Below are 16504 nucleotides of genomic sequence, written 5' to 3' on the forward strand. Positions count from 1 at the left end.
ATGAAGATAATCAAGACTAAAGTTTTTTTTGCATCGATAGTGTTTGGGATAGCGGTTACAGCTTGCGCACCTGCTCCCACCAGTGGCACAGTGACCGTAGTGGATCGGCCGGATATGCAGTCTGTCAATACCAATTACACAGGGTATCGCGCTCCGCTTCGTCCATTGAATTTTATCAAGTTGCCGGTAGGCAGTATTCAGCCTGAAGGTTGGGTGAAGAAGTATCTCGAATTGCAGCGTGACGGTCTGACCGGACACTTGGGAGAGATCAGTGCCTGGCTGGAGAAAGATAATAATGCTTGGTTGACAACCGGTGGTGACCATGGTTGGGAAGAAGTTCCCTATTGGCTCAAAGGCTACGGCAATCTGGCATATATCCTGAACGACCCGAAGATGATTGAGGAAACCAAGTACTGGATTGAAGGCGTATTTGCCAGTCGCCAGCCGGATGGTTACTTCGGTCCTGTCAACGAACGTAACGGAAAACGTGAACTTTGGGCACAAATGATTATGCTCTGGTGTCTGCAATCCTATTACGAGTATTCTCAAGATCAGCGTGTCATTGACCTGATGACGAACTACTTTAAATGGCAGATGACTGTTCCCGATGACCAGCTTCTGGAAGATTACTGGGAGAAAAGCCGCGGTGGTGATAATATCATCAGCATCTATTGGCTTTACAACCATACCGGAGATGCTTTCTTGTTAGAATTGGCTGAAAAGATTCATCGCAACACTGCCGACTGGACTAAATCTACCTCTTTACCCAACTGGCACAATGTCAATATCGCCCAATGTTTCCGTGAACCTGCCACTTATTATATGCAGACCGGAGATTCAGCGATGCTGAAAGCCTCTTATAATGTTCATCATCTGATTCGCCGTACTTTCGGACAAGTGCCCGGTGGTATGTTCGGTGCGGATGAGAATGCCCGTTTGGGATACATCGATCCCCGTCAGGGAGTGGAAACCTGCGGACTGGTTGAACAGATGGCCTCCGATGAAATCATGCTTTGCATGACGGGAGACCCTATGTGGGCTGAACACTGTGAAGAAGTAGCATTCAACTCTTATCCTGCTGCCGTGATGCCGGACTTTAAAGCATTGCGCTATATCACCTGTCCGAACCATGCCATCAGTGATTCCAAGAATCATCATCCGGGCATTGACAATCGTGGCCCATTCCTTTCGATGAATCCTTTCAGCAGCCGTTGTTGCCAACACAATCATGCACAGGGCTGGCCTTACTTTACCGAACATCTGGTATTGGCAACTCCCGACAACGGAGTGGCAACTGCTATTTATGCAGCTTGCAAAGCTACTGTAAAGGTGGGCGACGGAAAGGAAATCACTCTTCACGAAGAGACGAATTATCCTTTTGAGGAAAGCATTGCCTTCTCTGTTTCTACCGGTGAAAAGGTCACTTTTCCGTTCTATCTCCGCATTCCTTCATGGACAAAAGGAGCAGAAGTGCGCGTGAATGGTAAGAAGGTAAATGTAGCTCCCGTAGCGGGAAAATACCTTTGCATCCATCGGGAATGGTCGAATGGAGATCGCGTGGAACTGATGTTACCGATGTCTTTGTCTATGCGTACCTGGCAGGTTAATAAAAATAGCGTAAGCGTAGATTATGGTCCCCTCACTTTGTCTCTCAAGATTGCAGAGAAATATGTAGAGAAAGACAGCCGCGAGACTGCTATCGGTGATTCTAAATGGCAGAAAGGCGCTGATCCCCAGAAATGGCCTACTACTGAAATCTATCCGGATAGTCCCTGGAACTATTCATTGGTACTGGACAAGACAGAGCCTTTGAAAAACTTTAAGGTAATCCGTAAATCTTGGCCTGCCGATAATTATCCTTTCACAGTAGCCAGTGTACCTTTAGAGGTAAAAGCTACCGGCCGCCTGGTTACTGAATGGAAGATAGACGAAACCGGATTGTGTGGCGTATTGCCGGAAGAAGATGCAGTGAAAGGTGATAAAGAAGAAATAACATTGATCCCCATGGGTGCGGCACGGTTGAGAATATCTGCGTTCCCGAATACAAGAGAATAAATTAATAACTAGAAAACTTAGAATAAATGAAACGTATAGTTTTTTTAGATTACATCCGTGTGTTTGCATGTTTTCTCGTCATCCTAGTTCATGCTAGTGAAAATTTCTACGGTGCTCCCGGATCCACCGATATGGCAGGACCGCAGTCTTTTCTAGCGAATGAAGCAGACCGGCTATGGGTATCAGTATACGACGGTTTTTCACGTATGGCGGTACCCCTGTTCATGATAGTCTCTGCCTTCCTGCTTGCACCGATGAAAGAGGAACAGACGATGTGGCAATTCTATCGCCAGCGCTGTCTTCGCATCCTGCCACCGTTTTTCATATTCATGATATTATACAGCACCCTGCCAATGTTGTGGGGACAGATAGACGGAGAAACATCCGTGAAAGACTTGTCGCGAATATTGCTGAACTTTCCGACACTGGCCGGACACTTGTGGTTCATGTACCCCCCTGATAAGTCTTTACCTGTTTATCCCTATTATATCTCCATGGCTGCGTAAAGCCACGGCAAAAGAAGAACGTTTCTTCATTGGGCTATTCGTATTGTCAACGTGTATGCCGTATCTCAATCGTTGGTGCGGTGAAGTGTGGGGACAATGTTTCTGGAATGAATACCATATGTTGTGGTACTTCTCCGGTTATCTGGGCTATCTCGTTCTGGCACACTACATTCGTGTACACCTTACATGGAACCGTTCCAAACGTTTTATTATAGGAACTATTTTAATGGTGATCGGTGCTGTATGGACTATTTATTCATTCTATGTTCAGGCTATACCCGGCGAACTCCATTCCACCCCTGTAATAGAAATAGGATGGGCTTTCTGTACTATTAACTGTGTGCTTCTCACAACGGGCACATTCCTCATGTTTACATGTATCAAACGTCCGCAAGCTCCCAAGTTGGTGACAGAAACTTCGAAACTTAGCTATGGTATGTATCTTATGCACATATTCTGGCTCGGACTGTGGGTATCTGTATTCAAGGACACATTGGGATTACCCACCGTTTCCGCTATCCCATGTATTGCAGTGGTTACATTTATCTGTTGCTTTGTAACGACAAAGATTATTTCGTTTATACCAGGCAGTAAATGGATAGTAGGATAAATATCCGGAAATAGTAAGAATCTGAATAGATAATCATGTCTTTCCTGATTTTCTATTCAGATTCTTACTATTTACAGCTTATTTCTCTCTTAATGCCCTCTTTCTCTTTTCATCTCTTTCACTTCTATTATAAACCATTACTATCCAACTTCTTACGGGTGAACCCTCTCTCTGTTTGGAGCTTTATGCCGCTTTCAGCGGTTTCACCAAATACACATTTCCATATTTGGTATGTTTGCGGGTGACACCTGCCGCAAGCAAAACTTGCGCGAACGTAGCCGGATTACTTCCTCGCATGGCGGCGGGGTTATACTTTTTCAGTCTTCTAAATATGTCCGAAGCCGAGAGACGTTCGCTTCCCTCTTCATCGTCTTTAGCTATCCGGAAGCAGGCATGAAAGACTTCTTCTGCCGGACACGGATGATAAAAAGCAGCGTTGTGGCGTTGCAGCTCCCGTTCCTCTTCTTTTGTGAACCAATAGCGGATGCCGGAGAGCAGTTCAGCTTTCAATTGGGCATAGATTTGATCGTGCTTTATGTCTGCGCAATCAATCAGATGTTCTGCTTCAATGCAGATGAATCGCCGGCTACCGGTGGGATCGGTGAGTAAGTCAAAGCGGTTGCTTGTACCGATGAAAGAAGCAATGCGCGGTAGGTTGCGGAAATTCTTTTGATATGCTTTGCAGATATTCAGGTTTGCCATTTGCATCAGATTCTTCAATAATGGCATTTGCTGCGTTCCGTACTTGTCAAATTCATCCATGTTCAGAAGTCCCATTTCGGCAAGTAACCTTTCCGGTTTTCCTTGTGCAGACAGTTTCAGGTTGTCCATGTAATAACGTGACAATGCTGGCGGCATTAGTGCCTTGCAAAATGTGGATTTTTGTCGCCCCTGTTCGCTGCTGACAAGTATGGGGGCTACACTGTTGGCATGTATTCCCGTCATGCCTAACCATTGAGCGGTGAGTCCCAGCATCCAGGTATGGAAGCTTTTTATCCAGAGCTGATTGTCAGAGACACGCTGCGCCAAAGCCTCCAGTCTGTCTGTCCCATCCCAGCCGGGCAGTTCTTCCATGTAAAGCCGGAAAGGATGGTATTCAGGAATACAAGTGGAATAAATGTAACGGCTCAAGTCTTTATCCCAGCAGGATATACCTTGGTCGTGTGCTTCCATGCAGAAAGTGTTCAGTTCCCGCTTACCTACAGGTTCGAAAGGAACGGCACGCTTGTTGGCAGGACGATATTCTGTTTCTTCCGTCAATAGGTTGTAACGAAAATCATACTGTTTTTGCAGGAATGTACGTACCTCTTGGGTTAATCGGACCGGTTGTTTTCGTTCTGTCTCCTTCTCTCTTCCAGTAGGCAGTGCAGTGTCCGGCAGGGGAACGGTATATTTATCTTCATGACATTTTAGCGTTTTCTGTAGCTCTTTGTCTGTTTTCTCAACTGCATCTTCTTTGTTTTCCTTCATTTGAAACAATTTTAGTTCCTTCAATACCTGTCTCCATATCAATGTTATTGTATTCATTATTTTTTCTATTTTTAAGTGATTAAAATCGGTTTGTTGTTCAGCGCTGATACTGCGAATGTACTATAGGATGATACCGGTTTGCAAGTATTTCTCCGGAAAAAATATTAATTTCTACATACCTGAAGAAGTCGGCTTCTTATCGTCCTTTTCTCTATTTTTTATCGTATCTTTGACGAAGAGTTATTGATGATTCACTTTCGTGGTTCAATCAAATGACAAAAGTGATCTAATTGGATAACAGCTGTGATTTAAATGAACCACGGTAGTGGTTTGATGATAAACTTAAAGTTTTTACATGAAATATATTCACTATCAAAACGTTGACGACTAATGGCTATACTTTACGATTGGTATGAGAATCCCGGTGAGTCCGACGATTCGGAAGAGAAAGGTTTGCATCCCCGCATTTTTTTGAATGGTAAGGTGGGAACGGATAAACTGTGCCGGATGATTCACGGGCGCAGTTCGCTTTCCGTAGGTGATGTAAAAAATGCGTTCGAGATGCTTGCCCAAATTTGTGGTGAAGAACTGCGCGAGGGACGTGAGGTGCATATTGAGGGACTTGGCTATTTTGTTCCAATCTTGCGGAGTACACAAAAAGTGACTCGCAGCACTAAGAACAAATGGTCGAAAATGGAGTTGAAAACAATTGGTTTTCGTCCCGATGCTCGTTTGCGGGGGGAACTGGTAGGTGTTAAGGGTAGCCGAAGCAAGTATGCACGCCATTCGGAATCCTTGTCGGCAGTGGAGATAGATATGCGGCTGAAGGAATATTTCGCCGATCATGACGTAATGCTTCGTTATGATTTTCAGGAAGTATGCTGCATGACACGGACTACGGCGAACCGTCATCTCCGGCGATTACTGGAAGAAGGTAAATTGAAAAATATCGGCAAACGTATGCAGCCGATTTATGTGGCTGCAGCGGGTTATTACGGGGTATCTCGGGATGTGCTCCGGCGGTAGATGGAAACGATTTGAGTAAGCGTCGATTTGAAGTGTGTCGGTGAAAGTGGTGAAAGCGTGATAGAAGGGCTTTTGCATGGTCGCTTTCACCCGCATTCCTGCTTAGAATAGAGGTTTCAGGAAGAAGGTGAAAGCGGTGAAGGATGTAGTCATTTCGTATGATAATATAGGGCTTTTTTGTTTTTCAGTGAAAATATAGAGGTCGATTAATGATGTAAATATACTTTTTTCTTATATTTGTGATTCAAGAGCACAAGATAAAGAGAATGATGAAACAGTCTATTTATTCTTTTAAACAATTACTGTCGGGAGGCTTGCTTTGTTGCGCGATTCTGTTGGCTGCTTATATATTTCAGGCGTTTTTCCCTGAAATGTATGTTGATGCGTTTTCATCTTCTATACATCTATTGATGTGGCTGACACTCTTTGTGGGGGCATTACTATGGACATTCCGTGTAAAAGGAGAACGTATCGGTATTTCTGAAGTAATAGACTGGCAGTTTATAGCCGCTTTTGTTTTGATTACGGCAGATCAGATTTATATCATCATGCCGAAAGAAATTCATTTGGATATAGCGCCTGTATTGTCGGGATATACTATTCCTGTATTGGTTGTCGTTGGTGTAATGGTAGCCGGCACGATTAAAGTCTCCATTGCATTGTATCAAAAATTGGCTGACGAACGTCGACAAACCATTCTTCAAGCTCAAAAAATACAACAATTAATGGATGATCCTCCAACAGAACAGAAAGGCGTTTCTTTTCTTCGTATACTTATTGAGAATCGCTCTATCGCTCAATTATCTGTTAAAGATTATCTTTTATTAGTAGAGGGGTGCCATCTGATTGATCCTGATTTATTTGCTTGGTTGAGAAGGCAAGGTTGTCAACTCACACCGCGAGATATTGTATTATGTGTGCTTATTCGAATGTGTAAAACGAAAGGGGAAATTTTATCTATATTTTGCATTAGTGATGGCACTTATCGTACAATGAAGTCCCGTGTTCGAAAGCGTTTGGGGATTGGAGAGGAGGATTTGGAAAATTTTTTGCAGAACGAATTAAAATAATAATTTTTGTAGGGTACCGACCAATCGTATAAACGTGTCAATAATCGTCAAACTCCCACCCATGATCATATAGTAAAACCATACTCGTTTATTAGAATATGGTTCTTGTGGAAATAGGCTGATAGCTCCTGCCACAAATGTTGTTCGTGCAAGGAGCTCAAAGAAAATAATTAGAAAATCTTGAAATGTATAGTTTATGTTGTCAATAAAGCGATCTAAATAACACATTGCAATACTGGCAATCCACATTACATTATATAGAAATATATATATAATTATTCTTTTATACATTCTTCGTATTCTTTATCAGCTGCTCTTTGATTTCTTCTGTAGTTGGCTAATGCTTGTGTATAACAATAAGTAGTTGGAGATTCAGCTTTGCATTTGGCTATGGCATTATTATAATCTGTTTCAGCTTGTTCGTATGCTGCTTGTCTCAATTCTTCACATTTACTGTTTCCATTTCCTTCTTTGCGTGTTTTTAATATCTTTCTTTTTGCTAGCCCACGACTTTTGGCATATTGCCTGAATAATGACAACCGTTCCTCTTCACTCAATCTTAAGAATACTGTATGCTCAAGCAAGCCTTTTTTAGCTTCATCCATTTGTCGGAGTTCTTCTTCCAGATTCGCTTTTTTGATGAAATCTTCCATATACTCATCATCATTCAGACTTTCCATGAGTTTGTCATATTCTTCGTCACTTAGTTTTGAAGTATAAGCACTGAACTTGTCCGCTAATTGCTCACTACATCTTTCAAATTCATAAAACTCGTCTGAATTGGCAACGGAATCTATCAATACATTTCCTGTATTCCAAGTTTGAGAGACCAAGCTGCGTGTTTTAGCAATTGAGTTTACTTCTGTTGCTGTCTCATTTGTATAGTTGTATTCATCGGTGCTACAACTATAAATAAGGAATGTGGTCAATAATATTCCAAACAGTGTAATTATGTATATACTACTCTGTTTTTTGTTCTTGCTTTTCATGTCTTGTTTATAATTTAAATTAGGAAAAACAAAGAAAGGGATTTTACAGCAATTAGATGGAATGTTTTGTTCAAAAAATGAAATAATTTGCTCAAATAGTTGTTTGATGACTATAATAACTCATATATTAATGTTACAATTTAGATATAAAATGACTTTTTTAGGGCTCTATATGCCCGATAAATGCCTATATGACAGGGATAGGAGTGTAACGCTCTCTTGAATGGCATTTGTTATGCTCGTATCTTTGTGTAAAAATAATATTATGAAAGCAATGACAAAGCTGATTCCTATTATTTGCCTTTTTGTTATTATAGGCGGTTCTCTTTTATATTCTTGTTCACAAGAGAAGAAAAAGGAGACTGCTATTGTACTTCCGTTGGAGGCAGCTTTGTCACAGGCTGGAGAAAATCGTGTTGAACTTGAGAAAGTATTACATCGTTATCAATCCAATCCATCGGATAGCTTGAAATATAAGGCAGCTCGTTTCCTGATAGAGAATATGCCATCTTATACCTATTATAAAGGTAAGCTGCTGGAACAATACCTCACCTTTTTTACTCTCTTGCAAGAAGCACGAAGTAAAAAGGTATATCCACAAGCAATGATAGATTCTATCAGAAGGATGTATGGACCATTCTCTTTAGATTCTTTGCAATATTGCAAAGACGTTGTGACAGTCGATTCTGCTTATTTATGTAATAACATCGACTGGGCATTTAAAGTTTGGCAGGAACAGCCTTGGGGGAAGAATGTATCTTTTGCTGATTTTTGCGAGTATATTCTTCCTTATCGTATTGGTGATGAAACATTAAGCTATTGGCGTGAGGATATTTATCGAAAGTATAATCCTTTGCTTGATTCATTGCGTGCTTCCACGGTTCTTGATATAGAAGATCCGCTTGTTGCCGCCCGCTGTTTGTGCGATTCTCTTCGTAAACGTAGCCGCTTTTTTACAACTACGGTTCCGCAAGGACTTCCTCATGTAGGGCCGGAGATTGCCCAAAGCGTTTCGGGCAGTTGTCGTGAACTTTCCGATTATGTCGTTTATGTTTGTCGTGCGTTGGGAATTCCTTGTGCCATAGATTTTATGCCTCTTCATGGAGGTGGAAATGATGGGCATCAGTGGGTGTCGTTCACAGATAAATATGGTACGCTTTATTTTCAGGAGTATCCGGATAAGATAAAAGAAGTCCGTAAGGATAAGATGTGTGGAGCTTCGAAAATAAAGGTTTATCGGAATACGTTCAGTCTTAATCGTATTATGCAGGCAGAAATGCAACGTTTAGATACGGCTGTTGTGCCTTTCTTCCGAGATCCGCATATCGTTGATGTGACAGCCGATTATGCAAAGACATACAAAAAGAAACTGGAGATTCCTGCATCTATGCTTTATTCGGGAAAGCCCCGTTCGCGTATCGCTTATCTTTGTGGCAGTAGCCGCATGGATTGGGAGTCTGTGGCATGGGCGGAATTTGATGGTGAACATCTTGCTTTCAGCGATGTCCAGATAGAACCCGTCATGCGGATAGCAACTTACGAACGAGGAAGACTTCGTTTTTGGACTGACCCTTTTGAAATGACTGTTTCCGGTGAATTTCATGTTTTTACTCCGTCAGATAGTGTTCAGGATGTAACGCTGTTTGCTAAATATCCTTTGTGGCAAGATGAGAAGTATCAGAAACGTATGATAGGAGGTGTTTTTGAAGGAAGCAATGATCCGGATTTTCGTCAGAAAGAGGTGCTTTTCCTGATAGAAAAGCAACCCGAACGGTTACGGACAATGGCGTATTCCCGTTCCTTGACGCCTTGTCGGTATGTCCGATATATAGGACCGGAAAAGGGGCACTGTAATGTGGCGGAAATAGAGTTTTATGAAGCGGGTGGACTGTTGCCATTAAGCGGTAGAATTATTGGTACTCCCGGTTGCTATCAACAGGATGGCTCGCACGAATATACGAATGCGTTCGACGGTAATACTGAAACGTCTTTTGATTATACGGAACCCTATGGCGGCTGGACAGGGTTAGACCTAGGCACGTCGAAGGTGATAGATAAGATAATCTATACGCCTGCCAACCGGGATAATTATGTTCGTTCGTTGGATGACTATGAGTTGTCTTATTGTACAAAGAGAGGGTGGAGGACGTTAGGACAGCAAACGGCGATGTTGGATTCGCTGGTTTACAAGAGGGTTCCTAAAGGGGCGTTGCTGTTGTTGCAGAATCATACACGAGGGAATCAGGAACGGATTTTTGTGTATGAGGGTGGAAAGCAGGTGTGGAAATGAAGAGTTTTTATGATTGGATGTAATATATTTAACAATTTAATATTTTATTATGAGTAAAAAGAATATTTGTACAGGAGTGGCATTGGCATGTGTATTATTTATGTCAAGTTGTGGCTCTTCTGCTAAATTAGCAAAGAATTATGATGAAATGAAGAGTGATTCAAGAATATGGGATTATCTTAACGTCAGTGAGAGAGAGCGTGCATTGGTCGATTCTATTGTAGCATTGGATGAATATGCTGTATTTCTTGATTCATACAAAAAGTATCGGACAAAGAAGAATGCTATGCGTGAGGGCGAAGATGTGGAACAAACGAAAGAGTTTGCGGAATATGTGGCAGCATGTTCTAAAATATTCAGGATTATTGATAAGTTGAAATTAAGTAAAGATGCGTCTATTGCTGTGTTTGAGAAGATGCGTGAAGTTGCTAATAATAAATTGAATTAATAAAGAATATGATCCGGGAGATAAAACGTCAACTAAAAAGATGCTGTTGACCAAGAATAACATTTATATAGGACTGTGTATCTTATATATATTGTTATCAATGATAAACAGGAAATATCCAATAGGAGATATAACACTGAATGTCGTTTATCTTTCAACCTGGTCTTTCCTTTTATTGTGGGAAGTAGTAGATGTACTTATAAATAAAAAGAAAGATTTTGGGTGCATAGTTCTAATTTTGATGGCGCTGGTTACGTCCATTGCAAATATGTTGAGGTAAAAAATAATGTTGTAAATATATTTTTGAAAAATGTTTTTTGTTGATATAATAATTAAAAAGTTGAGAACAATGAGAGCTATTTTTAATTTAATTGTACTGTTGTTATTTGTTTCATGTAGTCAGGAATATGAAAAAGAGCCTGAATTTAAAAGCTTGCAATTGGGTAATCAGCATACCCTGTTAAGTTGTGGAAAAGAGCAAACAAATTGGGAAGATGATTTAAATTATTCGTTTAATGGTGCAGGAAAGGACTCTTTACAATGTAGTAGTTTGGAGATGATAGAGTATTCTTTGTTAAAAGATAGTACGATATTAGGGCATCAAGCTATCAAAGAAATAATTGCAGATAGTATGTTTATTCCGATTTACGGAGATTCTATAAATGTTAATAGGTTTAAATTATGGTCGTTTTTGGAACTTAATTCAATGTTCAATGTAAATGCAAAATCTTTGTATATGACGAAAAAGATGGATATTTTGAGAGAGTATCTTAATGAGCAATTAAAGATAGTAAAAATTAAATGGAGGTATAATAAGAATGAATATTTTGAAACTAAGTGCTTGGTGACAGATGAACAGATGGTTTATGATGATATATTGTCGAATATTCGGTATATAACAATAGAAGTACCGGCCAATAATAAAACTTTCTCAAGAAAAATTGTTAAAACACGTGGTGGTGATCCAGGATATGACAAATATCCAATCTCGTATGATAAAATGTCCTCTACTTATGTTTGTTATGCATCCAATCATACTGTAGGAGCAATTGCATATTACTATGTTCAGGTTTCGGGAACTCGATATCCTGATGGAACAAAATCAATAGATTATGCTCAATATGAGGCACCTCATGATTCGAAACCTGGATTTTATGCGGTAGGTCAAATACAAGCGGAGGTTGAATATGGTAAAAATGGAACATTCTCTTATAATTATGCAGTTGGGGTTGGTACAAAAGAAATTACAATTTCAATGAATGGCTCAAGTTTTACTATGTATGGAGAAGATTCTGGTGCTGTTGGTGGTGAGGGCTTTTCTGCAAATGCGTTAGACTAATTTAATATGTATATTATGCGAACCGTTTTATTTCTAGTTAGTATCGTTTTTAATATAGTTGGTACAGCAACTGCTAACGAAGTATTCAACCGTTGTGATACTCTTCCATCTGCGCAAATGGATTTGTTTACTTATGGAAGTCCGTCTATTGGAACAAGTGAGATGAATTTTAGAAATCTGTTTCGGAATTTTCCCATTTATGTAGATAATGCTAATGAAATAAAACTGCTATATTATCACTATGTGGAAACGATTAAAAACAAGAAGCAAATAAAAAGCTATGTGAAGAGAAATTTTCCGCCATATGTTCCCAATTGGGGAGTAGCTGGAAGTCAAGGAGGAAATTCTGATATTGGTGAATTCTCTACTTGGCGTTTTACAATTGAACAAGATCCTTTTCAAACAATAGATGAAGACATTGTCAGTAAGATGATGAGGGAGGTTAAAATAGGCTATGAAGTATGGGAGGTTGTGTTTAAATTGTGGGATACGACTTACCATTATTATATGTTTGTGAATGCTAAAACGCAAGCAATTGTGAAGTGGGGGAATATTTTTGGAGCCAATATACCACAAAGCCATATTGATTTCATAAACAGGAAATACAAACGAGATGCCAAAAAGCATATTGAGGTTGTTCCGATTCTTCATCATCAATAACGGAAAAATATGATAGGATATGAAATAGCTATTAATGATCAGTCACCTGTGGTTGTCACGTCACCTGACGTGGCAGTCGTCATGGTGCATAGCAATTGCTTTTTCGGTGATAGTATTTATGTAGGAGGATTGGATACCTTATGTAGGAGTCAATAAAACAAGTGAAGCAATAAAATGTGAATAAGGAGAATATGAAAAGAAGTATTTTTTTATTCCTTCTGGGAATAATGTTGTTTGTTTATCAGACAAAAGCATCTACAATAAACGATGTGTCTGCTATAGAGACAGAAATGATTAATTTTTTCCGTTCTACATTGCAACGTAACTACGGCAGTTCTGACGGAAAAGCAGTAAAGTTGATGATGGATGCTTTTCTGCATTATAAATTCCATTATATTATTGATGTGGACAAGGAGGCTTTGAAAGTTATTAATGGCAAACTTTATCCGGATATGTTTGGTAGCTATTTTGTAGAGACTAATGAGCATCCGATTGATTCACTTCATACGAATTGGAAACGGTACGATCCTTATCATATTATTTGTGGCTATGAATTCAAAAAACAACTGAATGGAGAAACTTATTATCAGAAGGAACTGTCACAGGCTACATCTCCTTTATTTAAAGAAATATGCAATGCGTATGAAGCAACCGGCAGTTTACCTTTTACTGTCGTTTGGGGAAAGATCCAATCCAACAAACATCAATGTTTAGATGCTTTTGAAACGGATAGGGATGTTCAGATGTTTTTCACTTTCTTCTTTTGGCGTTATTTATGTTATTGCGTGAATATTGATTTTATGACAGGAAAGGATAAAACGGAATTGTATATAGAATCTGTACCTTGATGAATGGAGAAACAATGAAATCTTGAGTAAGTAACTAAAAACCAATATATCTTATGATCTGGGAAGATAAGACGTCAATTAAAAAGATGCTGTCGACCAAGAATAACACTTATATATATTGTTATCAATGATAAACAGGAAATATCCAATAGGAGATATAACACTGCATATCGTTTATCTTTCAACCTGGTTTTTTCTTTTATTGTGGGAAATTGTAGATGTACTTATAAATAAAAAGAAAGATTTTGGGTGCATAATTATAATTTCGATGGTGCTGGTTACGTCCATTGCAAATATGTTGAGGTAGATAGAAACAAGATGATAAAAGATATAAATTTAATATATGCGAAAATGAAATATACACGGACATTATTAATTATTGTATTTGCTTCTGTTGCCCAGCTATTTTACGGGCAAGAAAGATACACAATCAGCGGTGAGTTTCCAGATCGTTCTTTGGATGGTGAGTATGTGTTTCTATATGAACATTCAGCTCTTGTTGAAGAACCTGAACGTATGAAGCAAGCATTTAAAGATACCATATTGGTAGTTGGTAATACATTCCATTACGAAGGAACGCTCAAGCGGAAACCTTTTTTGGTTTCTCTCTCTTGCAGTAAAGGTAGACAGTTTCGTTATAATACCTCTTTCGTTATAGAACCGGGGGATATTCAACTTCGCATTGTTGATTGGGGAAGTGAGGGGAATGTTTCCGGTGCTCCTATTAATAATGATTATAATGCGTACATTATCGAATGTAAAAAGCAAGTAGACAAGATGCTCTATTTGATGAGAACCAAGCAGGAAGAGGAAGCGATGAAAAGTGATGCACGTTTAAATGCGTTGTTTCGAGATGCGTATATACGTTCCACAGAAGGTTGTTTGCTTTTTGGAGAAAAATATGCCCAATATCCCGATGTTATCCGATCTTGGTTGGCTATGTATATAGACCCTATTAATCAAACTGCGGGAGATGAGGCTATTTTATCGCGATTCTTGCATGTTGTCGATTTAATGCCTGAGGTAGAACGCGATATTCTTTTAGCTTGGCGGGAGTATAGAACCGAGTTGCAAGAACATATGGCAAAGGCCAGGGCCTTGAAAGACAGTCTGGATGCTAAAAGGCCTCGTTTTATTGAGGTTGTTCCTAATCATTCATTATCAACTACGGAAAATGAATAGAATGTTGAAAGGTATTGGAGGATGAGAACTTAATTTAATACTAAGATAAAAATGATAAGACTCTTTCATCTTTTGTTTGCCGCAGCATGTATAGGCAGTATGTTTGTATATTCCCACCAATTTACAGACGCATATATTGTGCCTAAATGGTGCTGCGTTTTGTTTGTGCTGTTATGGATGCTGGTGTGTGCTGCATTTTTGGCATTGCAGCGTAAATCCATAGTGGTGGATATGGCGATATGGGGGAGTATCATTGTTTCCAGTTGTTGGTTGCAGGCTGTTTATGGAATATTGCAATATGTAGGTTTGTTTCCTTCTCATGCAACCTTCCGTGTGACCGGTAGTTTTGATAATCCGGCAGGATTTGCAGCTTGTCTTTGTGCCGGATTGCCTTTTGTCGTTTTTTTGATCATACATAGAAATAAGTATATTCGATATGCCGGATGGCTGGCAGGGGGAGTGATGGTATTGGCAGTATTTTTATCTCATTCGCGATCCGGCATGGTAAGTGTCATTGCGGTATGTGTCATGTATTTGTGTGGAAGATTCGTTCATGGGAGATTGTGGAGATATTTATTATCGGTATCTATGATAGGATTGTTAATAATCGGCTCCTATTGGTTGAAAAAAGATTCGGCAGATGGTCGGTTGTTGATTTGGCGGTGTGGCTTGGAAATGGTGAAAGATGCTCCTTGGACGGGGCATGGCGTCGGAAGTTTCGAGGCTAAATATATGGACTATCAGGCGGATTACTTCAAAGAATATGGTTCGCAAAATCGCTATGCAATGTTAGCGGATAATGTAAAGCAGCCTTTTAATGAATATTTGGGAGTTCTGATTAATTTCGGTATTGTCGGATTGGCTTTGCTTTTGGGTATTGTGGGGGCACTTGTGTATTGTTATAGGCAAAATCCTACACAGGAAAAGAAAATAACTCTTTATGCTTTGCTATCAATAGGCATATTCTCTTTCTTTTCCTATCCGTTTACGTATCCTTTTACGTGGATGGTGACATTTCTTGCCGTTCTCATGTTGACTGCTGATTATTTGAAGCGGATAAAGATAGGTACATGGGGCAGGAATATAATATATTCCGCAGCGTTGATGGGCTTCTTTTGGGGACAGGTTAGGCTGGGCGCACGTACACAGTCGGAACGCAGTTGGCAGGAGGCTTCGGAGTTAGCTCTTTGTCATTCGTATGATGAGGCGCTTCCGTACTATGTGAGTCTGAAACACCGATTCGAAGATAATCCTTATTTCCTGTATAATTATGCTGCTGTTTTCACGGAAGCCAAAGAATACGAGAAGGCTTTGAAGGTAGCGTTGGAGTGTCGCAAGTATTGGGCAGATTATGATCTTGAATTATTATTAGGAGATATTTATAGAGAGAAAAAGGATTATAAACAGGCTGAAGAATACTATATGAGTGCTTCGTATATGTGCCCTAGTCGTTTTTTGCCTCTTTATCAATTGTATGAACTGTATAAATGCATAGGTAATACAGAGAAGGCTTCGGAATTGGCAAAGATACTTCTGGAAAAGCCTGCAAAAGTAAATTCAATGTTAATCAAACGGATAAAATATCAACTCAAAAAGGAGTGTGAACTTTTAATATTATGAATATAGTATGTAATTATGCGACATTCATAATGTTTTTCCTTAATGTATACCTTTATATTTGGAATCCTTTGGAGAAACATTATGATTTAATTAAAATAGTGTTTGGTTGGGTAATTGCTTTGTTTGTATTTAATTATTTATTTCGGCATAGTAAAATAGAAAGGATAGGATATGTTATATCTATAACGCTTCTTACCTTAGCTTATTTTGTGATTCCAACATAGGCTCTGTTTGGTTATAATAGTTCTCCTTATGGTTCGTTTAAGGTGCTTTAGTTACTATATGTCGAGATATTTTCTATCAAGAATGAGAAGAATTGAGCAGATATGTATCTCTCTGTATCCATAGCAGTCATTATTAACTGCAAAACTGTAAATTGAAAGTTAGTTAG

At 39.5% G+C, this 16504-nt stretch carries 12 protein-coding genes and 1 pseudogene; 11 read left to right on the top strand and 2 right to left on the bottom strand.

The features are described from left to right. The gene (locus NXV01_RS06545; RefSeq protein WP_258979254.1) at positions 1–2055 is read left to right on the top strand and encodes a glycoside hydrolase family 127 protein; all 2055 of its coding nucleotides are present in this window, start codon (positions 1–3) and stop codon (positions 2053–2055) included. 26 nt (positions 2056–2081) lie between these two features. Continuing rightward, positions 2082–3171, top strand: a pseudogene (locus NXV01_RS06550) (acyltransferase). A 183-nt stretch (positions 3172–3354) separates the two neighbouring features. Here NXV01_RS06550 and NXV01_RS06555 read toward each other — a convergent pair. After that, positions 3355–4698 (bottom strand): VapE domain-containing protein, encoded by a 1344-nt coding sequence (locus NXV01_RS06555; RefSeq protein WP_259022021.1) that lies wholly within the window; start codon positions 4696–4698, stop codon positions 3355–3357. Positions 4699–5031: 333 nt separating this feature from the next. Between NXV01_RS06555 and NXV01_RS06560 the strand changes: the two genes are divergently transcribed. Together NXV01_RS06560 and NXV01_RS06565 are read left to right on the top strand one after the other, a co-directional pair. Further along, positions 5032–5667, top strand: coding sequence for an HU family DNA-binding protein (locus tag NXV01_RS06560; protein WP_217723718.1), 636 nt, complete (start codon positions 5032–5034; stop codon positions 5665–5667). Between the two features lie 266 nt (positions 5668–5933). After that, on the top strand, positions 5934–6737 hold the full coding sequence (locus NXV01_RS06565; protein WP_259022023.1) for a hypothetical protein: 804 nt from the start codon (positions 5934–5936) through the stop codon (positions 6735–6737). Between the two features lie 275 nt (positions 6738–7012). On the opposite strand, the gene NXV01_RS06570 is transcribed toward NXV01_RS06565, so the two are convergent. Further along, positions 7013–7726, bottom strand: a complete 714-nt coding sequence (locus tag NXV01_RS06570) for a hypothetical protein (protein ID WP_259022024.1) — start codon at positions 7724–7726, stop codon at positions 7013–7015. Positions 7727–7991: 265 nt separating this feature from the next. On the opposite strand from NXV01_RS06570, the gene NXV01_RS06575 reads away from it, so the two are divergent. The 7 genes from NXV01_RS06575 (at position 7992) to NXV01_RS06605 (ending at position 16113) form a co-directional block, all read left to right on the top strand. Then, on the top strand, positions 7992–10016 hold the full coding sequence (locus NXV01_RS06575; protein WP_217723722.1) for a discoidin domain-containing protein: 2025 nt from the start codon (positions 7992–7994) through the stop codon (positions 10014–10016). 49 nt (positions 10017–10065) lie between these two features. Next, on the top strand, positions 10066–10464 hold the full coding sequence (locus NXV01_RS06580) for a hypothetical protein (protein WP_217723724.1): 399 nt from the start codon (positions 10066–10068) through the stop codon (positions 10462–10464). Between the two features lie 349 nt (positions 10465–10813). Then, entirely contained in the window at positions 10814–11803 is a 990-nt protein-coding gene (locus tag NXV01_RS06585) for a hypothetical protein (protein WP_217721786.1), read from the top strand. A gap of 15 nt (positions 11804–11818) precedes the next feature. Next, the gene (locus NXV01_RS06590) at positions 11819–12463 is read left to right on the top strand and encodes a hypothetical protein (protein WP_217721787.1); all 645 of its coding nucleotides are present in this window, start codon (positions 11819–11821) and stop codon (positions 12461–12463) included. Between the two features lie 191 nt (positions 12464–12654). Continuing rightward, a complete protein-coding gene (locus tag NXV01_RS06595; protein ID WP_254883791.1) occupies positions 12655–13311 on the top strand; it encodes a hypothetical protein in 657 nt (218 codons plus the stop codon). Between the two features lie 318 nt (positions 13312–13629). Further along, positions 13630–14493 carry a DUF4369 domain-containing protein gene (locus NXV01_RS06600; RefSeq protein WP_254883792.1) on the top strand — a complete coding sequence of 288 codons (864 nt, stop codon included), beginning with the start codon at positions 13630–13632 and terminating at the stop codon, positions 14491–14493. A gap of 51 nt (positions 14494–14544) precedes the next feature. Continuing rightward, positions 14545–16113, top strand: coding sequence for an O-antigen ligase family protein (locus tag NXV01_RS06605; RefSeq protein ID WP_217721788.1), 1569 nt, complete (start codon positions 14545–14547; stop codon positions 16111–16113). Positions 16114–16504 lie beyond the last annotated feature (391 nt).

Source organism: Bacteroides sp. BFG-606 (assembly GCF_024788145.1).
In the GTDB taxonomy this organism is placed as follows: domain Bacteria; phylum Bacteroidota; class Bacteroidia; order Bacteroidales; family Bacteroidaceae; genus Bacteroides; species Bacteroides vicugnae.

Bases quoted from the DNA above. Each gene is read 5' to 3' on its own strand.
- NXV01_RS06560 (WP_217723718.1), top strand. From the start codon at position 5,032: ATGGCTATACTTTACGATTGGTATGAGAATCCCGGTGAGTCCGACGAT.
- NXV01_RS06605 (WP_217721788.1), top strand. From the start codon at position 14,545: ATGATAAGACTCTTTCATCTTTTGTTTGCCGCAGCATGTATAGGCAGT.
- NXV01_RS06600 (WP_254883792.1), top strand. From the start codon at position 13,630: ATGATAAAAGATATAAATTTAATATATGCGAAAATGAAATATACACGG.
- NXV01_RS06545 (WP_258979254.1), top strand. From the start codon at position 1: ATGAAGATAATCAAGACTAAAGTTTTTTTTGCATCGATAGTGTTTGGG.
- NXV01_RS06565 (WP_259022023.1), top strand. From the start codon at position 5,934: ATGATGAAACAGTCTATTTATTCTTTTAAACAATTACTGTCGGGAGGC.
- NXV01_RS06555 (WP_259022021.1), bottom strand. From the start codon at position 4,698: ATGAATACAATAACATTGATATGGAGACAGGTATTGAAGGAACTAAAA.
- NXV01_RS06585 (WP_217721786.1), top strand. From the start codon at position 10,814: ATGAGAGCTATTTTTAATTTAATTGTACTGTTGTTATTTGTTTCATGT.
- NXV01_RS06575 (WP_217723722.1), top strand. From the start codon at position 7,992: ATGAAAGCAATGACAAAGCTGATTCCTATTATTTGCCTTTTTGTTATT.
- NXV01_RS06580 (WP_217723724.1), top strand. From the start codon at position 10,066: ATGAGTAAAAAGAATATTTGTACAGGAGTGGCATTGGCATGTGTATTA.
- NXV01_RS06595 (WP_254883791.1), top strand. From the start codon at position 12,655: ATGAAAAGAAGTATTTTTTTATTCCTTCTGGGAATAATGTTGTTTGTT.
- NXV01_RS06570 (WP_259022024.1), bottom strand. From the start codon at position 7,726: ATGAAAAGCAAGAACAAAAAACAGAGTAGTATATACATAATTACACTG.
- NXV01_RS06590 (WP_217721787.1), top strand. From the start codon at position 11,819: ATGCGAACCGTTTTATTTCTAGTTAGTATCGTTTTTAATATAGTTGGT.